Origin of the sequence: Streptococcus sp. HMSC065C01 (assembly GCF_001813525.1) — a bacterium.
GTDB classification, from domain to species: Bacteria; Bacillota; Bacilli; order Lactobacillales; family Streptococcaceae; genus Streptococcus; species Streptococcus parasanguinis_V.
In genome coordinates this window covers 1,143-21,242 of record NZ_KV812832.1, presented here as the reverse complement: position 1 = coordinate 21,242, position 20,100 = coordinate 1,143, and the positions used below count along the sequence as shown (strand labels likewise).

22 protein-coding genes are annotated in these 20,100 nt (G+C 40.8%); 8 read left to right on the top strand and 14 right to left on the bottom strand.

Annotated elements, in window-relative coordinates:
• The first annotated feature begins 102 nt into the window (after window positions 1-102).
• The 7 genes from HMPREF2918_RS01780 to serS all read left to right on the top strand — a co-directional run bounded on the left by HMPREF2918_RS01780 (window position 103) and on the right by serS (window position 7,196).
• Entirely contained in the window at window positions 103-915 is an 813-nt protein-coding gene (locus HMPREF2918_RS01780; protein WP_070586275.1) for a Cof-type HAD-IIB family hydrolase, read from the top strand.
• A 190-nt stretch (window positions 916-1,105) separates the two neighbouring features.
• On the top strand, window positions 1,106-2,128 hold the full coding sequence (gene adhP / locus HMPREF2918_RS01775) for an alcohol dehydrogenase AdhP (protein WP_003003874.1): 1,023 nt from the start codon (window positions 1,106-1,108) through the stop codon (window positions 2,126-2,128).
• A gap of 373 nt (window positions 2,129-2,501) precedes the next feature.
• On the top strand, window positions 2,502-3,491 hold the full coding sequence (locus HMPREF2918_RS01770; RefSeq protein WP_003010431.1) for a PTS sugar transporter subunit IIB: 990 nt from the start codon (window positions 2,502-2,504) through the stop codon (window positions 3,489-3,491).
• A gap of 27 nt (window positions 3,492-3,518) precedes the next feature.
• The gene (locus HMPREF2918_RS01765) at window positions 3,519-4,322 is read left to right on the top strand and encodes a PTS mannose/fructose/sorbose transporter subunit IIC (RefSeq protein WP_048789380.1); all 804 of its coding nucleotides are present in this window, start codon (window positions 3,519-3,521) and stop codon (window positions 4,320-4,322) included.
• A gap of 18 nt (window positions 4,323-4,340) precedes the next feature.
• Window positions 4,341-5,252, top strand: coding sequence for a PTS system mannose/fructose/sorbose family transporter subunit IID (locus HMPREF2918_RS01760; protein WP_061604608.1), 912 nt, complete (start codon window positions 4,341-4,343; stop codon window positions 5,250-5,252).
• An 80-nt stretch (window positions 5,253-5,332) separates the two neighbouring features.
• A complete protein-coding gene (locus HMPREF2918_RS01755) occupies window positions 5,333-5,701 on the top strand; it encodes a DUF956 family protein (protein ID WP_013904724.1) in 369 nt (122 codons plus the stop codon).
• Between the two features lie 217 nt (window positions 5,702-5,918).
• Window positions 5,919-7,196, top strand: coding sequence for a serine--tRNA ligase (serS, locus tag HMPREF2918_RS01750; protein WP_070586273.1), 1,278 nt, complete (start codon window positions 5,919-5,921; stop codon window positions 7,194-7,196).
• A 42-nt stretch (window positions 7,197-7,238) separates the two neighbouring features.
• Here serS and HMPREF2918_RS01745 read toward each other — a convergent pair whose 3' ends face one another.
• The 13 genes from HMPREF2918_RS01745 to HMPREF2918_RS01685 all read right to left on the bottom strand — a co-directional run bounded on the left by HMPREF2918_RS01745 (window position 7,239) and on the right by HMPREF2918_RS01685 (window position 17,907).
• Window positions 7,239-8,009, bottom strand: coding sequence for an acetyl-CoA carboxylase carboxyl transferase subunit alpha (locus HMPREF2918_RS01745; protein WP_049490986.1), 771 nt, complete (start codon window positions 8,007-8,009; stop codon window positions 7,239-7,241).
• On the bottom strand, window positions 8,002-8,868 hold the full coding sequence (accD, locus tag HMPREF2918_RS01740; RefSeq protein ID WP_061591172.1) for an acetyl-CoA carboxylase, carboxyltransferase subunit beta: 867 nt from the start codon (window positions 8,866-8,868) through the stop codon (window positions 8,002-8,004). Before accD ends, HMPREF2918_RS01745 begins: the two co-directional genes overlap by 8 nt.
• 103 nt (window positions 8,869-8,971) lie before the next feature.
• Window positions 8,972-10,336, bottom strand: a complete 1,365-nt coding sequence (locus HMPREF2918_RS01735; protein ID WP_003003860.1) for an acetyl-CoA carboxylase biotin carboxylase subunit — start codon at window positions 10,334-10,336, stop codon at window positions 8,972-8,974.
• 13 nt (window positions 10,337-10,349) lie between these two features.
• Window positions 10,350-10,775: a 3-hydroxyacyl-ACP dehydratase FabZ gene (gene fabZ / locus HMPREF2918_RS01730; protein WP_003004019.1), complete on the bottom strand. Its 426-nt coding sequence runs from the start codon at window positions 10,773-10,775 to the stop codon at window positions 10,350-10,352.
• Window positions 10,772-11,260 carry an acetyl-CoA carboxylase biotin carboxyl carrier protein gene (gene accB, locus HMPREF2918_RS01725; RefSeq protein WP_070594435.1) on the bottom strand — a complete coding sequence of 163 codons (489 nt, stop codon included), beginning with the start codon at window positions 11,258-11,260 and terminating at the stop codon, window positions 10,772-10,774. Before accB ends, fabZ begins: the two co-directional genes overlap by 4 nt.
• Window positions 11,261-11,263: 3 nt before the next feature.
• Entirely contained in the window at window positions 11,264-12,496 is a 1,233-nt protein-coding gene (gene fabF / locus HMPREF2918_RS01720) for a beta-ketoacyl-ACP synthase II (protein WP_003010454.1), read from the bottom strand.
• A 61-nt stretch (window positions 12,497-12,557) separates the two neighbouring features.
• The gene (fabG, locus tag HMPREF2918_RS01715) at window positions 12,558-13,292 is read right to left on the bottom strand and encodes a 3-oxoacyl-[acyl-carrier-protein] reductase (RefSeq protein ID WP_003010456.1); all 735 of its coding nucleotides are present in this window, start codon (window positions 13,290-13,292) and stop codon (window positions 12,558-12,560) included.
• A gap of 12 nt (window positions 13,293-13,304) precedes the next feature.
• The gene (gene fabD, locus HMPREF2918_RS01710) at window positions 13,305-14,225 is read right to left on the bottom strand and encodes an ACP S-malonyltransferase (protein ID WP_070594434.1); all 921 of its coding nucleotides are present in this window, start codon (window positions 14,223-14,225) and stop codon (window positions 13,305-13,307) included.
• Window positions 14,226-14,247: 22 nt separating this feature from the next.
• Complete coding sequence (gene fabK / locus HMPREF2918_RS01705; RefSeq protein ID WP_037608323.1) at window positions 14,248-15,213, bottom strand: enoyl-[acyl-carrier-protein] reductase FabK; 966 nt, start codon at window positions 15,211-15,213, stop codon at window positions 14,248-14,250.
• A gap of 114 nt (window positions 15,214-15,327) precedes the next feature.
• Window positions 15,328-15,552, bottom strand: coding sequence for an acyl carrier protein (locus HMPREF2918_RS01700; protein ID WP_003003892.1), 225 nt, complete (start codon window positions 15,550-15,552; stop codon window positions 15,328-15,330).
• A 58-nt stretch (window positions 15,553-15,610) separates the two neighbouring features.
• A complete protein-coding gene (locus HMPREF2918_RS01695) occupies window positions 15,611-16,585 on the bottom strand; it encodes a beta-ketoacyl-ACP synthase III (RefSeq protein ID WP_070594433.1) in 975 nt (324 codons plus the stop codon).
• Window positions 16,585-17,019 (bottom strand): fatty acid biosynthesis transcriptional regulator FabT, encoded by a 435-nt coding sequence (locus tag HMPREF2918_RS01690; RefSeq protein ID WP_003003993.1) that lies wholly within the window; start codon window positions 17,017-17,019, stop codon window positions 16,585-16,587. Before HMPREF2918_RS01690 ends, HMPREF2918_RS01695 begins: the two co-directional genes overlap by 1 nt.
• A 96-nt stretch (window positions 17,020-17,115) precedes the next feature.
• Window positions 17,116-17,907: a trans-2-decenoyl-ACP isomerase gene (locus tag HMPREF2918_RS01685; RefSeq protein WP_037608326.1), complete on the bottom strand. Its 792-nt coding sequence runs from the start codon at window positions 17,905-17,907 to the stop codon at window positions 17,116-17,118.
• Between the two features lie 240 nt (window positions 17,908-18,147).
• On the opposite strand from HMPREF2918_RS01685, the gene HMPREF2918_RS01680 reads away from it, so the two are divergent.
• Complete coding sequence (locus HMPREF2918_RS01680) at window positions 18,148-19,503, top strand: aspartate kinase (RefSeq protein WP_049485576.1); 1,356 nt, start codon at window positions 18,148-18,150, stop codon at window positions 19,501-19,503.
• A gap of 105 nt (window positions 19,504-19,608) precedes the next feature.
• Here HMPREF2918_RS01680 and HMPREF2918_RS01675 read toward each other — a convergent pair.
• The coding region (locus HMPREF2918_RS01675) for an IS3 family transposase (RefSeq protein WP_141751573.1) at window positions 19,609-20,100 on the bottom strand (492 nt) is incomplete at its 5' end.

Genomic DNA, 20,100 nt, shown 5'->3' with positions numbered 1-20,100 from the left:
ATCTTTCGCCTTTCAAGAAATCCTACTTCTCTTCTCGATTTTTGAGCGCTTTTCCGATTTTTCTGATATAATGGTCTCATTCTTCTCGAAAGGAACTGAAATATGCATAAAAAGATGATCGCTCTAGATCTAGACGGCACTCTCTTAAATTCCGAAAGCAAATTGAGCGACTTTACCATTGATACGATAAAAAAAATTAGTGCTCTTGGCCATAAAGTCATTATTACAACAGGCCGCCCCTACCGTATGGCACATACCTATTACAAACAACTAGAGCTAGATACTCCGATGATCAATTTTAACGGCTCCCTTACGCATCTACCTGAGAAAAAATGGGGGGATGAACAATGTTTGACTTTAGATAAAAAATACCTGCTAGATATGGTCGCTAACCGGGATACCATCCAAGCGGACTTTATAGCAGGCGAATACCGCAATAAATTCTTTATTACCGATCCAAATGAGCACGTTGCAGACCCTAAATTATTCGGTATTGAATCTTTCCAACCAGAAAATCAATTCAATCCCGAGCGGGTAACGAGCGACCCAAACTGTATCCTCTTTCAAACGAAAGCGGAAGACAAATATGCTCTGGCAGATGAAATGAATCGGCATTATGACTACAATCTGTCTATCAATACTTGGGGTGGTCCCTTAAATATTTTGGAATGCAATCCAAAAAATGTGACCAAAGCATCCGCTCTAACCTACCTTCTGGATAAACTCAATATGGATCAGAAGGATTTGATTGCCTTTGGAGATGAGCACAATGATACTGAGATGCTAGCTCTTGCTGGTTATGGATACGCCATGAAAAATGCCAGCTCCATCCTTCTCCCCTATGCAGACTCCATCACTGATTTCACGAATAATGAAGATGGTGTCGCGCGCCAACTCATTCAATTATTCTTATAAAACTAACAGACATGAGTTATCCCCTCATGTCTTTTTCTGCGCCAAATCCTTAATCGGTTAATCAATACCGCCCCTTTTTTCCATTTTTTTCATTGCCTCGTCATCTGGTTTGTGATATTATTAACATAGTTATTAAAGAAGCGCTTTCAAAAATTTTAAACCGCTTCTCGTTCACTTAAGGAGGAACAAAATGAAAGCTGTTGTTGTAAATCCAGAAGGTACTGGTGTTGAAATCGTTGCAAACAAAGACATGCGTCCACTTGAAACAGGGGAAGCTCTTGTTCAAATCGAATACTGTGGTGTCTGCCACACTGACTTGCACGTTGCTCACGGAGACTTCGGTAAAGTTCCAGGCCGTGTTCTTGGACACGAAGGAATCGGTATTGTTAAAGAAGTTGCTCCAGATGTCAAGAGCCTAAAAGTTGGGGATCGTGTCAGTGTCGCATGGTTCTTCGAAGGATGTGGAACTTGTGAATACTGTACAACTGGTCGTGAAACTCTTTGCCGTACTGTAAAAAATGCTGGTTACTCTGTTGATGGAGGGATGGCTGAACAATGTATCGTTACTGCAGATTACGCAGTGAAAGTACCTGAAGGATTAGATCCAGCCCAAGCATCTTCTATTACGTGTGCAGGTGTTACCACTTATAAAGCCATCAAAGAAGCCAAAGCTGAACCAGGACAATGGATTGTTATCTATGGAGCTGGTGGACTAGGAAACTTGGCTGTTCAATATGCTAAGAAAGTCTTCAACGCACATGTCATCGCTGTCGATATCAACAATGATAAACTAGAATTGGCGAAAGAAGTTGGTGCAGACTTTGTCATCAACGGTCGCGAAGTTGAAGATGTCCCAGGATTGATTAAAGAAAAAACAAATGGTGGAGCTCACTCTGCTGTCGTAACAGCTGTTTCTAAAGTAGCTTTCAACCAAGCAGTAGATTCTGTTCGTGCAGGCGGCCGCGTGGTTGCAGTTGGTCTTCCTTCTGAAATGATGGATCTCAGCATTGTGAAAACTGTATTAGATGGTATCCAAGTCATTGGTTCTCTTGTAGGAACTCGTAAAGACTTGGAAGAAGCCTTCCAATTTGGTGCAGAAGGCTTGGTAGTCCCTGTCGTTCAAAAACGTCCAGTAGAAGATGCTGTCAAAGTCTTTGACGAAATGGAAGCCGGAACCATTCAAGGACGTATGGTACTTGACTTTACAAACTAAACAACTGAACCTACAGGACTAGCCCAACTGGGCTAGTCTTTTTGAGTGCTCTCAATCACTCTCATATACAATTTGTTATATATTTATTTTTGTTTTCGAGAATATCGTTTGATTCTCGGAAACTTTTCATTGAGAACAAAATCCTATAAAACATATCTATTATTGATTTTTTAAGCATCAACAAGTAATAAACAAAATTCATTCAAGAGCATTCTTTTTCTATCTAACGATGATTTAATATAATAAATCAATGTTTTTACATCGAGATTTTGATAGAAAAATTGACTTAAGTGTGGAAACGATTTATAATAAAGTAGCTTAAAGTTTTCTTAAACTGAAAGTCAAACAAATTTTATAAGGAGGAATGTCAATAATGAGTATTGGTATCATTATTGCTAGCCACGGTGAATTTGCAGCTGGAATCCACCAATCCGGCTCGATGATCTTTGGGGATCAAGAGAAAGTTCAAGTGGTTACGTTCATGCCAAGTGAAGGCCCGGATGATCTCTATGCTAAATTTAATGCAGCTGTTGCCGCATTTGATGCAGAAGATGAAGTCTTGGTTTTGGCTGACCTTTGGAGTGGTTCTCCATTTAACCAAGCAAGTCGCGTCATGGGAGAAAATCCAGATCGTAAATTTGCGATCATCACAGGATTGAACCTTCCGATGTTGATTCAAGCTTATACAGAACGTTTGATGGATGCAAATGCCGGCGTTGATCAAGTCGCTGCAAACATCATCAAGGAAGCAAAAGACGGTGTCAAAGCCCTTCCAGAAGAATTGAATCCTGTTGAAGAAGCTAGTACTGCCGCTGCTGCTCCTGTAGCCCAAGCTGCTATTCCAGAAGGAACGGTTATCGGAGATGGAAAACTCAAGATTAACCTTGCCCGCTTAGATACACGTCTTCTTCATGGACAAGTCGCAACTGCTTGGACACCTGATTCAAAAGCCGATCGGATCATTGTTGCTTCAGATTCTGTTGCCAAAGATGAACTCCGTAAGGAATTGATCAAACAAGCGGCACCAAATGGTGTGAAAGCAAACGTTGTCCCAATTCAAAAATTGATCGACGTTGCTAAAGATCCACGTTTTGGAAATACCCATGCTTTGATCTTATTTGAAACACCTCAAGATGCTCTTCGCGCCATCGAAGGTGGTGTTCCGATTAAAACCTTGAACGTTGGTTCAATGGCCCACTCAACTGGTAAAACCATGGTTAACAATGTGTTGTCAATGGATAAAGATGATGTGGCTACATTTGAAAAAATGCGTGATCTTGGAGTTGAATTTGACGTCCGTAAAGTGCCAAATGACTCTAAGAAAGATTTGTTTGACTTAATTAACAAAGCTAACGTTCAATAATCGATTACTTACGAAAGGATTTTAAACATGTCTATTATTTCTATGGTATTAGTGGTCGTTGTTGCCTTCTTAGCAGGTCTTGAAGGTATCCTTGACCAATTCCAATTCCACCAACCCCTTGTTGCTTGTACCTTAATCGGTTTGGTAACAGGTAACTTGACTGCTGGCATTATGCTTGGTGGTTCACTTCAATTTATTGCACTTGGCTGGGCAAACATTGGTGCCGCAGTTGCACCCGATGCTGCCCTTGCATCTGTCGCTGCTGCCATCATCATGGTACTTGGGGGAGACTTCAGTACAAAAGGAATCGCTGTCGCTCAAGGTGTCGCTATTCCACTTGCAGTTGCTGGTCTTTTCTTGACCATGATCGTCCGTACCCTTTCCGTTGGTTTGGTTCACACTGCCGACGCTGCTGCTAGAAAAGGGGATATCAAAGGTGTAGAACGCGCTCACTTTGTGGCCCTTCTTCTTCAAGGTCTTCGTATCGCCATTCCTGCAGCCCTCTTGTTGATGATTCCTGCTGAAACTGTCAAAACTGCTCTTGAACAAATGCCAAAATGGCTCTCTGATGGAATGCAAATCGGTGGTGGTATGGTTGTAGCCGTTGGTTATGCCATGGTTATCAACATGATGGCGAGCCGTGAAGTATGGCCATTCTTTGCCATCGGTTTTGCTCTTGCAGCCGTTAGCCAATTAACTTTGATCGCTCTTGGAGCAATTGGTGTTGCCCTTGCCTTGATCTACCTTACTCTTTCTAAGAAAGGTGGCAATGGAGGTGGCGGTGCCGCTACTTCTAACGATCCAATTGGCGACATTCTCGAAGACTATTAAGAAAGGTGTGACACTATCATGACTGAAAAATTACAATTATCTAAATCAGATCGTCAAAAAGTTTGGTGGCGTTCAACCTTCTTGCAAGGTTCTTGGAACTATGAACGGATGCAAAACTTGGGTTGGGCATACTCATTGATCCCAGCTATCAAAAAACTCTACACAAAGAAAGAAGACCAAGCGGCTGCTCTTGAGCGTCACATGGAATTCTTTAACACTCACCCATACGTTGCCGCTCCTATCATCGGGGTAACGCTTGCTCTTGAAGAAGAAAGAGCAAACGGTGCTGCTATTGACGATGCTGCTATCCAAGGGGTTAAAATTGGTATGATGGGTCCTTTGGCGGGTATCGGAGATCCAGTCTTCTGGTTTACAGTACGTCCAATTCTTGGGGCTCTTGGTGCATCACTTGCTGCGTCTGGTAACATCCTTGGCCCACTCATCTTCTTTATCGCATGGAATGCGATTCGTATGGCCTTCTTGTGGTACACGCAAGAACTTGGCTACAAAGCAGGTTCTGAAATTACCAAAGATATGTCTGGTGGGATCTTGCAAGACATCACTAAAGGGGCTTCTATCCTTGGGATGTTCATCCTCGCTGTCTTGGTAGAACGTTGGGTATCTATTAAATTCGTCTTCAATGTTTCTTCTGTCAAATTAGACGACAAAGCTTATATCCACTGGGATAAACTTCCTGAAGGATACAAGGGTATCCAAGAAGCCTTCGCTCAAGTTGGTTCAGGTCTATCTCAAACACCTGAAAAAGTTACAACTTTCCAACAAAACTTGGATTCATTGATTCCTGGTTTGATGGGATTGCTTCTTACTTTCGCTTGTATGTGGTTGCTTAAGAAGAAAGTATCTCCAATCACTATCATCATCGCCCTCTTTGTAATCGGTGTCTTGGCACACGTTGCTGGCTTGATGTAAGCAAAGATCAACAAAAAAGAAGGTTTCGACCTTCTTTTTATTATGATATAATGGAATGAATAGCAATACAGGAGGATCTCATGGCTCAATCATTGAATAAAACCGTTGAATTCCATACTACAGGGGTTTCTTACCTTGGAGTGGGGGGAAAGGTTGGAAAAATCCTAGTCGGGAATGCCGCTTTTGAATTTTATGCGGATGCTAATGTTGAAGACTACATCCAAATTCCCTGGCAAGAAATCGATCAAATCGGAGCCAATGTATCCGGACGTAAAATTAGCCGCCATTTTGAAATCTATACTAGAGAATCAAAATTTCTCTTTGCTTCAAAAGACTCTGGAAAAATTTTAAAGATTGCTCGGGAACATCTAGGAAATGATAAAATTGTCAAACTTCCTACATTGATCCAAACCATCACGGCTAAAATTAAAAATCTATTTGCAAAATAGGATCTTTTCTTGTATAATAGACGCAAACGGATAAGTAAGTTAAGAGGCTCTTTCAGAAAGTCTGCGGTTGCTGCGAGCAGATAGAAATCTTAATTGAAATTCTACCGTTTCTTTAAAATACAATATTGAATCAAGTGCACACCTGTGAAGTTGGATGGAACCGTGGCTCTGCCACTCCAACACTCTAACAGGTGTGTTTTTTGTTAAAGGAGAAGCTATGTTAGATATTAAACGGATTCGTACAGACTTTGATGCGGTTGCTAAAAAATTGGCAACACGTGGCGTAGATGCAGCTATTTTGAATGAAATGAAAGAAATCGATGCCAAACGTCGAGATATCTTAGTCAAAGTAGAAAATCTCAAAGCAGAGCGTAACACTGTATCTGCTGAAATCGCACAAGCTAAACGCAACAAGGAAAATGCAGATGATAAGATTGCTGCCATGCAAACCCTCTCTGCTGAAGTCAAAGCCCTGGATACAGAATTGGCTGAAATCGATGCAAAATTAACTGAATTCACTACTACCCTTCCAAACATCCCTGCTGATAGTGTCCCTGTTGGAGCAGATGAGGATGACAATGTTGAGGTTCGTCGTTGGGGAACACCGCGCGAATTTGGCTTTGAACCAAAAGCTCACTGGGATTTAGGTGAAGACCTTGGTATCCTTGACTGGGAACGCGGGGCTAAAGTCACTGGTGCTCGTTTCCTCTTCTACAAAGGACTTGGAGCTCGCTTAGAACGTGCTATCTACAACTTCATGTTGGATGAACATGGCAAGGAAGGCTACACTGAAGTCATCCCTCCTTACATGGTCAACCATGATTCTATGTTTGGTACTGGTCAATATCCAAAATTCAAGGAAGATACTTTTGAACTTAGCGATACCAATTATGTCCTCATTCCAACAGCTGAAGTTCCTTTGACAAACTACTATCGCGATGAAATTCTTGATGGGAAAGATCTTCCAATCTACTTCACCGCTATGAGTCCATCTTTCCGTTCAGAAGCTGGTTCAGCCGGTCGTGATACCCGTGGCTTGATCCGTTTGCACCAATTCCATAAGGTTGAAATGGTGAAATTTGCCAAACCAGAAGAATCATATGATGAATTGGAAAAAATGGTTGTCAATGCTGAAAATATCCTTCAAAAACTCAACCTTCCATACCGTGTGGTAGCTCTCTCAACGGGAGACATGGGCTTCTCAGCTGCCAAGACTTATGACTTGGAAGTATGGATTCCAGCGCAAAACACCTACCGTGAAATCTCAAGCTGTTCTAATACAGAAGATTTCCAAGCTCGCCGTGCGCAAATCCGCTACCGTGATGAAGCAGATGGCAAGGTAAAACTCCTTCACACTTTGAACGGTTCAGGGTTAGCTGTCGGACGTACCGTCGCTGCTATTCTTGAAAACTACCAAAACGAAGACGGTTCTGTGACCATTCCAGAAGTCCTTCGCCCATACATGGGTGGCGCAGAAGTCATCGCACCAAAATAAAGTTTAAAAAAACTGAGTCTTGCAAATTGCAAGCTCAGTTTTTTAATATTTACGAAAACGTTGGTAGCGTTGCTCTAGAAGCTCTTCGAGAGGTAAAGCTTGTAAAACCTTTAACTCTTCCTGTAATTCCTTCTTCACTTGAGCCAGTAGTTCCCCATTCGAAAATCCATGCTCGGGAATCACCTTATCGACAATTTCCATATTTAACAATTCGTGAGAAGTAATCCTCATCAACTCTGCTGCTTCCATGGCACGGCTTCCATCTTTCCAAAGAATAGAGGCAAAACCTTCTGGACTCAAGACCGCATAGATGGAATTTTCAAGCATCCAGACCTTATCTGCCACAGCAAGAGCCAAGGCACCACCAGAGCCACCTTCTCCGATGATAATCGCGATAATTGGAACTTTTAGATCACTCATTTCCATGAGGTTGCGGGCAATGGCTTCCCCTTGTCCTCGTTCTTCAGCACCAACACCAGGATAAGCACCCGCTGTATTGATAAAGGTCACAACTGGACGACCAAATTTCTCCGCTTGCTTCATGAGGCGCAAAGCTTTTCGATAGCCTTCTGGATGGGGTTGCCCAAAATTACGTTTTAGATTATCCTGAAGATTTTTTCCTTTTTGGATCCCAACGACTGTAACCGTTTGATCGCCTAATCGTCCAATCCCACCAATCACCGCACCATCATCACGGAAGTTTCGATCTCCATGTAATTCGATAAAATCATCAAAAATTCCTTGAGCAAAATCAAGCGCAGTCAATCTTCCTTGGTCACGTGCCTCTTTAATAATCTGTGTTATTTTACTCATGTTTACCTCCATGAAGGGCCAATAATTGTCCAACTGTTGCTCGGATTTGGCTTCTCTCCACGATCAAGTCTACAAATCCATGTTCTTGTAGAAATTCTGCTTTTTGGAAATCATCTGGCAATTGTTCACGTACAGTAGACTCAATCACGCGTCGACCAGCAAACCCGACCAAGGCCTGACTCTCTGCCATGATAATATCACCTTCCATAGCAAATGAAGCCGTTACCCCACCGGTTGTCGGATCTGTCAATACCGTCAAATAGAATAATTTTTCTTTAGAATGACGTTGAACAGCCGCAGAAATTTTTGCCATTTGCATCAAACTCACGATTCCTTCTTGCATCCGAGCACCACCGGAAGCGGTAAAAAGAACAACTGGCAATTTTTCTTTTGTCGCAAATTCAAATAAACGAGTAATTTTTTCGCCTACTACAGAACCCATTGAAGCCATGATAAAGTTGGAATCCATGATCCCAAGCGCAACTTTTTGCCCTTTAATCAAGGCAGCTCCAGTCAGGACAGCTTCATCCAGTCCTGTCATTTCCCGCACTGCTGCTAGTTTCTTCTTATAATTTGGGAAATTCAAAGGATCTGTCGTTTCGATTCCTGTAAACATTTCTTCAAAGCTAGCTGGATCCACTGTCAGCGCCAAGCGTTCTTTAGCAGAAATACGGAAGGTATAGCCACAATTCGGGCAGACACGCTCACTACCTAAATCCTTTTGGTAAATGGTATGTTTACAACCTGGGCATTGTGAAAATAGTTCATCAGGAACTTCAGGTTTTGGCTGAGGCTCCTTCCAGGCTGACCTATTCGGATTGATCCGAATATATTTATCTTTTTTAGAAAATAATGCCATTACTTACTCCTTATAATATGCTACAGTATCTGCAGCATTACTATAAAAGCCTGAAACTGTGAAGATGATGTTCATACTTCCCTCACAACTCCAGGCTTTTTCATCATTCCTTATTATAATTTGGAAGGAATTGTTCCATCAAAAATGCAGTGTCGTAATCACCAGCGATCACATGCGAATCTGAGATCAAATCCAACTGGAAACTACTATTGGTGGTGACACCATCGATTTCCAACTCATAAAGAGCACGCTGCATTTTCATCAGTGCATCAAAGCGATTTTCCCCATGGACAATGATCTTGGCAATCATACTATCATAGTATGGTGGAATCGTATAACCAGGATACACAGCAGAATCCACACGCAAGCCAACCCCACCACTTGGAAGATAGAGATTAGTGATCTTACCTGGGCTTGGTGCAAAGTTGAAGGAAGGATTTTCCGCATTGATCCGGCATTCAATCGCATGGCCTTTAATGACAATATCCTCTTGAGTAACGGATAATTCTTGGCCAGCTGCGATTTTAATCTGTTCCTTAACGATATCAACTCCTGTTACAAATTCTGTGACAGGATGCTCCACTTGCACACGGGTATTCATTTCCATAAAGTAGAACTCACCCTTGCCTTCATCATACAAGAATTCAATCGTTCCAGCATTCTCATACCCAACTGATTCAGCAGCCCGAACAGCAGCAGAACCAATTTGATTACGAAGCGTTTTTCCGATAGCAATCGAAGGGGATTCTTCTAGAACTTTTTGGTTATTTCGTTGAAGAGAACAATCGCGTTCACCTAAGTGAATAACATGTCCATGCTGATCCGCTAAAATCTGTACTTCAATGTGGCGTGCCGGATAAATCACCCGTTCCATATACATGGCACCATTTCCAAAAGCAGCTTGAGCTTCTGAGGAAGCAGATTCAAAAGCAGCAACCAAATCTTCTGGTTTTTCAACCTTCCGAATTCCCTTGCCACCGCCTCCTGCAGATGCTTTCAACATCACAGGGTAACCAATACGCTCTGCAATCTCGAGGGCTTCTTCAGCAGTATACACTTCACCATCTGATCCAGGAATAACAGGTACTCCTGCTTTGATCATCTGTTTACGAGCATTAATCTTATCCCCCATCAAATCCATGACTTTAGCAGAAGGACCAATAAATTTAATGCCCACTTCCTCACACATGGTCGCAAATTTTGAGTTTTCACTTAAAAATCCAAAACCAGGATGGATAGCTTCTGCTCCTGTTAGAACAGCTGCAGACAAGACAGCACTCATATTCAAATAAGACTCTGTTGATTTAGCAGGTCCAATACAGACTGCTTCATCCGCTAGTAAGGTATGCAAGGCTTCTTTATCAGCAGTAGAATACACTGCAACCGTCTCGATGCCAAGTTCACGAGCCGCACGAATAATACGAACTGCAATCTCACCACGATTGGCGATTAAGATCTTACGAAACATAGATAGGCCTTTCTTAATTTCCAATTGCAAACGTAAGCGTTCCTGAAGCTGCAAGCTTACCGTCTACTTCTGCTTTCGCTTCAACAACAGCAATTGTTCCACGACGTTTGACAAAAGTAGCTGTCATCACCAGTTGATCTCCTGGAACGACTTGTTTTTTAAACTTCACCTTGTCCATCCCTGCATAAAAGACTAATTTTCCTTTATTTTCAGGTTTTGACAACTCTAGTACACCTGCTGTTTGTGCCAAAGCTTCCATGATGAGAACACCTGGCATAACAGGATATTGTGGAAAATGTCCATTAAAAAATGGTTCATTAATTGTCACGTTCTTAATGGCAACAATCGTATCTTCGCTTGTTTCCAATACGCGATCCACCAAAAGCATTGGGTAACGATGCGGCAAAGCCTCACGAATAGCATTAATATCAATTGTCATTTGATTCGAACCAATCCTTTTCCAAATTCAACCATTTCTTCATTCGTTACCAAAATTTCAGTGACTACCCCATCTTTTGGTGCTGGGACTTCATTCATCACTTTCATGGCTTCGATAATCAAGAGTGTTTGACCCTTAGTAACTTTGTCTCCTACAGATACAAAGGCTGATTTATCCGGTGCTGGCGACAAGTAAGCCACCCCAACCAATGGACTTTCAACCACATCACCTTCTGCAGCCTGAGCTGGAGCAGCAACTGGTTCAGCCGCTACAGCTGGAGTTGCTGGGGCTTCAACAACAGGGGCTACTACAGGAGTTTGAGGAGTTGCTACCACTTCAAGTGCAGGAGCAACCGGTGTAGCCGCAACTGAACTCGTTTGGTTTTTACTCAAATTCAATTCTTCGCCATTATTTTTATATGAGAATTCACGCAAAGTTGACGCATCAAATTGAGCCAACAAATCTTTGATTTCAGAAATATTCATGAATTAACCCTCCCAACGTTTAAAGGCCAGAACAGCATTGTGTCCTCCAAAACCAAAGGTATTTGAGATAGCGTACTGAATATCCGCTTCTTGACCTTCACCATAAACAACGTTTGCTTCGATATAGTCAGACAATTCTTTGGTACCAGCAGTTTTTGGTACAAAGCTGTGACGAATCGCTTCGATAGTAGCAATCGCTTCAACCGCACCAGCAGCACCAAGCAAGTGCCCTGTAAATGATTTAGTAGATGATACAGGAACTTCTTTACCAAGTACAGAAACAATGGCACCACTTTCACCTTTTTCATTGGCAGGTGTTGATGTCCCGTGAGCATTAACATAATCAACATCTTCAGGTTTGATACCAGCTTCATTAATAGCCAATTTAATTGCTTTAGCAGCACCTGAACCATCTGGTGTTGGTGTTGTCATATGGTAGGCATCACAGTTCGAACCGTAACCAACAATTTCAGCCAAAATATTAGCACCACGTTTTTGGGCATGTTCCAAACTTTCGATGACAAGAACCCCTGCACCTTCACCCATCACAAAACCATTACGGTCTTTATCAAATGGAATAGATGAACGTTCTGGGTCTTCCGTTGTTGAAAGGGCCGTAAGGGCATTGAAACCACCGATACCAATCTTAGTAATCGAAGCTTCAGCACCACCTGCCAAAACAACATCATGCATACCAAATTTAATTTCACGGAAAGCTTCACCAATTGCATCATTGGCAGAAGCACAAGCTGTTGTCACGGATTTACATACCCCTTGAGCCCCAATCTTAAGTGCGATATTTCCAGCACCCATGTTTGAAAGAGCTTTTGGAATAAACATTGGTTGGATTCTCTTCATCCCACGTTCATGCATCCGGATAATTTGATCTTCCAATTCTTGCAAACCACCGATACCAGATGATACAATCACACCTACACGATCGCGGTCTTCTTCTTCCATGTTCAAGCCTGAATTTTCAATAGCTTCCATCGCAGCATAGATTGCATACAATGAGTAAGTATCCATACGATTTTGATCTTTTTTTACAAAATATTTATCGAATGGGAAATCTTGAATTTCACCAGCATTAAAGACTGGAATTTCAGAAGCATCAAATTTCGTAATGGGCTTGATTCCAATTTTTCCTTCATGAAGGCTATTCCAGAACTCCTCTGGTGTATTTCCGATTGGTGAGGTTACACCGTAACCTGTAACAACAACACGATTTGTAGACATATATATTCTCCTTTTGTCGGATGGATATTTAAGTAAGTGATTTTCGATCAGTGAGCATTCATTATTGCATAGTCATTCCGCCATCAATGGCAATTGTTTGACCAGTTAAATATTCTTGACCTGCTAAGAAAGCCGCAACTTCTGCCACTTCTTCAGCTTGACCAATTCGTTTCATTGGCACTTGAGCTAGCATGGCATCTTTCATTTTCTCTGGAATAGCATCAGTCATATCTGATTCAATGAAACCAGGTGCAATGGCATTCACACGAACGCCACGAGCCGCAACTTCACGCGCTACTGATTTAGTGAAACCAATCAAACCAGCTTTTGAAGCCGCATAGTTCGCTTGACCGATATTCCCCATTAGACCAACAACAGAGGACATGTTGATAATGGCCCCTTGACGAGCTTTAGACATCGGTTTTAAGACAGCTTGAGTCATATTAAAGGCACCTGTCAAGTTGATTTTCAAGACCCGTTCAAAATCTTCTTCAGTCATTTTCAACATCAACTTGTCGTTTGTGATGCCAGCGTTATTGACCAAAACATCAACACTTCCAAGCTTTTCAATTGCTTCAGCTACCATACGTTGCGCATCTTCGCCATTAGAAATATCCCCAGAAATACCAACAACAGTCACACCATAGTCAGCAAACTGTGCAAGCAAGTCCTCAGAAATTTCAGAACGTCCATTTAGGACAACATTGGCACCGAGACTCGCAAATTTATGAGCCACAGCCAATCCAATTCCGCGTGTTGAACCTGTTACAAAAACATTTTTATTTTTAAGTTCCATCTTTACCTCGTTTTAAGCATTCAGAAGTGCATCTAGACTAGCCTGATCTTCGACGTTATGAGTTGGAAGAGTTTTATCAATTTTCTTCAAGAATCCTGACAAGACTTTTCCAGGTCCGATCTCGATGACCTCATCTACACCAAAGTCTTGAATCGTAGCAATTGAATCATAGAAACGAACCGGTTCTTTTACTTGACGGGCCAAAAGTGCTTTCACATCTTCCAACTTCATGATAGTAGCTTCTGTATTCCCAACTAAAGGAAGATTAAAATCATTAAATGATACTTTTTTTAGTTCAGCCGCCAATTTTTGACTAGCAGATTCCAGTAAGGCTGTGTGGAATGGACCTGACACATTCAAAGGGATCAAGCGTTTGGCACCTGCTTCCTGCAATAGTTCCACAGCATAGTCCACAGCCGCAACCTCACCACCAATCACAATTTGTGCTGGCGTATTGTAGTTAGCTGGTGTTACTACACCCTTTTCGGATGCTTGTTGACAAATCTCTTCGATCAAACTTGGATCTGTATTCATAACAGCAACCATTTTCCCACTTCCAGCAGGAGCTGCTGTTTCCATGAATTCACCACGTTTCGCAACCAAAGCTACTGCATCTTCAAACGGAAGAGCTCCAGCCGCAACTAAGGCAGAATATTCCCCCAAAGAGAGACCGGCAACAATATCAGGAGTGATACCATTTTCTGCCAAAAGGCGATAAATGGCTACTGACGTTGTCAAAATAGCTGGTTGAGTATAGCGTGTCTGATTCAGTTTTTCTTCGTTAGAATCAATCAATTCACGCAAATCATAACCTAGAATACGACTAGCCGTATCAAATGTCTCTTTAACAACGGGATAAGCCGCATACAAATCGCTCGCCATGCCCAATTTCTGAGCCCCTTGACCAGCAAATAAGAACGCACGTTTTGTCACTATCCTAATCCTTTCGACGTTTTTAGACGTTTACATCTGCCCAACGAGCAGCTTCTTCTTTAATCACCTTGGCAGCACCTGTGTAAAGGTCTTCCAAGATTTCTGCACATGTTTCTTCTTTACGAACAAGACCTGCAATTTGTCCAGCCATAACTGAACCATATTCCACATCTCCATCAACAACAGCGTTACGAAGGGCACCTGCACCAAGCTCTTCAATTTCCTCTTGAGTCTTCTTACCAGCCAAGAAATCTTTTTCAGCTTGGTTATATTCTGTAGCCAATTTATTCTTAATCGCACGAACTGGGTGTCCAACAACTGAGGCTGAAATAACAGTATCAATATCTTTAGCCTTCAAAATCTTATCTTTGAAGTTTTGGTGTGCATTAGATTCCTTAGCAACAGCGAAACGAGTACCAACCTGAACAGCTTCTGCTCCAAGCATAAGAACAGCAGCCATACCACGTCCATCTGCAACACCACCAGCACCAATAACTGGGATAGATACCGCATCCGCAACCTGGCGAACAAGTGCCATGGTTGTCAATTTACCAATGTGACCACCAGCTTCCATACCTTCTGCGACAACAGCATCAGCTCCAAGTTTTTCCATACGTTTAGCAAGTGCTACCGATGGAATAACTGGGATTACTGTAATTCCAGCTTCGTGGAAACGCTCCATATATTTACCTGGGTTTCCGGCACCTGTTGTAACAACCTTAACACCCTCTTCGATAACGAGGTCGACGATGTCATCTGCAAATGGTGACAAAAGCATGATATTAACACCGAATGGTTTGTCAGTGATTTGTTTTACTCTATCAATATTAGCTTTTACCACTTCTTTAGGGGCATTACCACCACCAATAATTCCGAGTCCACCAGCATTTGAAACGGCTCCAGCCAAGTCTCCATCAGCAACCCAGGCCATACCACCTTGGAAGATTGGATATTTAATATTCAATAGTTCAGTAATTCGTGTTTGCATTATACCTACCTCTTTTTTCGCTTAAGTAATAGTTTGAGTTTAAAAGATTGTTTCTTTGAGCCTCAAACTATTACCTAAACAAGAGAGAATATCTTTCGATACTCTCATCTATCATTATTTTGTTTTTTCTTCTACGTAAGCGACAAGGTCACCAACTGTAGACAATCCTTCTTCAGTTTCGATTTGGATGTCAAAAGCATCTTCAATTTCAGAGATAACTTGGAACAAATCCAATGAATCTGCTTCTAAATCTTCGAATGTAGATTCAAGAGTTACTTCTGATGGTTCTTTACCAAGTTCTTCAACGATAATTTCTTGTACTTTTTCAAATACTGCCATGATAGGCCTCCTTAAAAAATAATATATAAATTTTTAAAATGTGTTTCCACATGTTTAACTAGATTGTAACAAGAAGTGTGCCCCATGTCAAACCTCCACCGAATCCTGTCAGAAGAATTTTTTGACTTCCATCCATCTTGATTCGATGATTCTCGACACACTCCGATAATAGAATGGGGATACTAGCAGCACTAGTGTTCCCATATTCCATCATATTTGCTGGGATTTTCTCTCTAGAGACACCCAGTTTTTTTGACATCTTATCTAACATTCGGTCATTCGCCTGGTGTAAGAGAAAATAGTCAATCTCTTCTGCTTCCATAGAGGCGTCTGCTATCATTTTTTGAATACTTTTCGTGACATCACGAATGGCAAAATCAAAAACTGCCCTTCCGTCCATTGTCAGATATTTTCGATCAGAAACTTCATCTGAATAAGGAGAAGACAGACCCAGATAGCATGACTCAAGGCTAGCCCCTCGGCTACCATCCGTAAAAAGATTTTCAGCCAAAAACGATTTTTGATCGCTCGCTTCAAGCAAGACACCACCAGCCCCATCTCCAAAAAGGACTGAAGTGGAACGGTCTGACCAGTCTAATACTTTTGAAAGCGTCTCACTACCGATCACAATTCCTCGCCGGTACATACCTGAAGAAATGTATTTTTCAGCAGTGGCTAATGCAAATACAAATCCGCTACATGCTGCAGTCAGATCAAAGGCAAAAGCTCGAGAAGCTCCAATATTAGCTTGTACCCGGGCTGCAGTTGATGGCATTAAGCTGTCTGGAGTAATCGTAGCAACAACGATGAAATCAATTTCCTCAGCATCTAAGTTTGCTTTTGCTAATAATCTTTGTGCAACAATTGTTGCTAGATCACTTGTCGTCTCATCTTTTGAAATGTGACGCCGAAGGATACCTGTCCGACTACTGATCCATTCATCACTTGTATCCATGATCTCAGCCAAATCATCATTTGATACGACTTGGTCAGGTGCATAATGAGCAACTTGACTAATTTTAGCAAAGACCATTATTTAATTTCCTCCAAGAAACGATACAGATTTTGCAATCCTTTTTGCATCACTTTCTTCTCTTCGGGACTCATATCTCCAATAATCTGGTTGACCATCCGTTTATGGAATTGCTGATGAAGACGATAAAGTAGACGACCGTTCTTCGTTAAACTCAAGTGTACAACCCGGCGATCAACTTCCGATCTTCTTCTTTCGATATACCCTTTGCGCTCAAGATTATTCAAACTTGTCGTGACAGTCCCCAAAGTCACCATCAACTCCCGTGAAATATCACTCGGGGTTGCATTCGGTGTCGAACCAATCACATCGATCGTATGCATTTCTTTAATAGAAACATCTTTGAATCGACTTGCTCTTAGGCTCGACTCCTCAATAACCAAAACATTATTAAAGATGGATGTTAAATAGTCGTTAACTAATTGGTAATTCAAAACTCCACCTCCTAATTTTACTTTGATAGTCAAATTTTATCAAAAATGAAAATAATTTGCAAGCATTTTTTCACAAAACATAGAAAAATTACAAATTTATTTTCCTTTAAATTGTGGCCGACGTTTCTCAGAGTAGGCAATAACCCCTTCCTTGAAATCTTCTGTAAATGCTAGTTTCTTTTGCAAATCCAATTCAAGACCCGCATATTGGTCCCATTCTTTCAAGAATGCTTCCCAAACCATTTCTTTCATGGCAGCATAAGAATTTGAAGATCCTCTTCTTAATTTTTTAAGCAATTGCTCAACTGTTTTATCGAGTCTTTCAGATTCACAAACACGATAAGCTAGGCCATAATCAAATGCCTTTTCAGCAGTCAAGGCTTCACCCGTCATTACTAAATGAGTAGCCCGAGACATGCCAATGGCTTTTCCTAACAAGAATAACCCACCCGCATCCGGTGCTAAACCAACCCCAACAAAGGCTTGGATAAATTTAGTACGATCACTAATAATACAAAAATCAACAGCTACTGCAATGTTAGCAGCTGCTCCAGCAACCGCTCCATCTGCCACCATAATAACCGGTTTTGGCAATTGCTTGATTTTCTTTGAAATCGTATTAACTAATTCGGCAATTAAAACAAGAGACTCGATGTCATCCGCATCGACTGCGCGTTTCATTTCGCTCAAATCTCCACCAACTGAAAAGATTTTCCCTTCTGCTGATAGAATAATGAATTTTACTTCCTCATTTTTTTCTGCATCTTCCAGGGCAGCTAAAATTTCCTGACACATTGGAATGTTAAAACCATTGGATACTTCAGGACGATTTAAAGAGATTGTCGCGAGGTCGTTTTCGACAGAATACAAAATTGTTTCAAACATCACTGACTCCTTTTGTTTAAATATAAAATATTTTGATATTAAAACTTTTGAATTATAACATATCATACCACAAAAAAGTAAAATAGTAAAATATATCTATAAGATGTAACAAAATTGTAAAATTTGAATAATTACAATTTCTCTCCTCTACAGAATCAATTATTTTATGCCCTATCTGTAAATACATTGTATCAATAACTGAACTTTGGTATAATGTATTAATGAAACTATTAAGGAGAAAATATGAAAGTAACTAAATTCGGTGGAAGTTCTCTAGCATCAGCTTCTCAATTAAAAAAAGTACTTGATATCATTAAAGATGATCCAGAAAGAAGATTTGTAGTTGTATCAGCTCCAGGCAAACGCAACGCTGAAGATACAAAAGTAACAGACGCTCTGATCCGGTATTATAAAGAATTTACTTCAGATAAGGATGTCACACAAACACAACAGTGGATTATTGAACGTTATCGTGCCATTACAGAAGAATTGGGTCTCAAAGAGTCTATTATTCAGGAAATTGCTGAAGATATCTATGATTTAACAAATTTACCTAAAAAAGGGAATCCATTCACATACGATGCATTCCTAGCAGCAGGCGAAAATAACAATGCTAAACTCATTGCTGCCTATTTCAATCAAAATGGATTAGAAGCAAGATATATCCATCCAAAAGAAGCAGGAATTACGGTCACAGCTGAACCTTCCAACGCTCGTATTTTACCATCTAGTTACGATAAAATTGAAGAACTAAAAGATTCAAGTGAAGTGATTGTCATTCCAGGATTCTTTGGTGTTACTCAAGATGGCGACATTTGTACATTTTCTCGTGGAGGATCTGATATTACAGGATCGATTATTGCAGCAGGTGTAAAAGCAGACTTATACGAAAACTTTACAGACGTAAATGGTATTTTTGCAGCACATCCAGGTATCATTAAACACCCACATTCTATTCCTGAATTAACCTACAAAGAAATGCGTGAATTAGCCTATGCTGGTTTTTCAGTCTTGCATGATGAAGCTCTCGTTCCAGCTTACAGAGGTAAAATTCCATTAGTCATTAAAAATACTAATAATCCAGACCACCCTGGAACCCGCATCGTTTTGGAACATTCAAATGATCATGTGACTGTTGTAGGGATTGCAGGTGATTCAGGATTCGTTAGTATTAACACTACAAAATACCTAATGAACCGAGAAGTCGGTTTCGGTCGAAAAGTCCTTCAAATTTTAGAAGATCTCAATATCAGTTGGGAACATATGCCAACAGGAATTGATGACTTGTCTATCATTTTGCGTTCACGTGAACTGACTCCGATCAAAGAACAAGAAATTCTGAAACAATTAACACAAAAGCTCGAAGTTGACACAGCCGAAATTGAACATGATCTTTCCATCATCATGATTGTTGGTGAGAAAATGAAGAGTCAGGTAGGGGTTACCGCCACTGCAGCCAAAGCACTATCAGAAAATGAAGTAAATATTCAAATGATCTCTCAAGGTTCTAGTGAAGTTTCCATTATGTTCGTTGTAAGTAAAGATCAAGAAGAAAAAGCAATTAAAGCCTTATATCAAGCATTTTTCCCAAATAACTAAATAGAGAAAAGCTCCGTTAACTAAACGGAGCTTTAATTAACATTAAAATGAAAAGTAAAAAAAAGAGATCAATTTGTACTGACCCCAAAAAGTTAGACAATGAATTTACACAAAGGATTTAGTTCTGTATTGCACAGGACTGAGTCCTTTTAGTTTGACCTTAATTCGTTTATTGTTGTAATAATCAATGTAGTCTACAATAGCTTGTTCTAATTGCTCAAGTGACTGAAACGTCTTCTCATACCCATAAAACATTTCGAACTTAAGAATGCCAAAGAAGGATTCCATCATGCCGTTGTCTGGGCTGTTACCCTTACGTGACATGGACGGTTGAATTCCTTTATCCTCTAAAAAACGATGATAATACTGGTGTTGATACTGCCATCCTTGATCACTATGGAGAATTGTATTTGTGTAATGATTCTCAGTAAAGGCCTGGTCTAACATAGCTTTCACTTGTTCTAAATTTGGCGACGTCGAAAGATTATAAGCGACGATTTCACTGTTAAAACCATCTAATACTGGTGATAAGTAGAGTTTTTGAGTGCTTGCTGGAATGGCAAATTCTGTCACATCTGTGTAGCACTTTTCCATTGG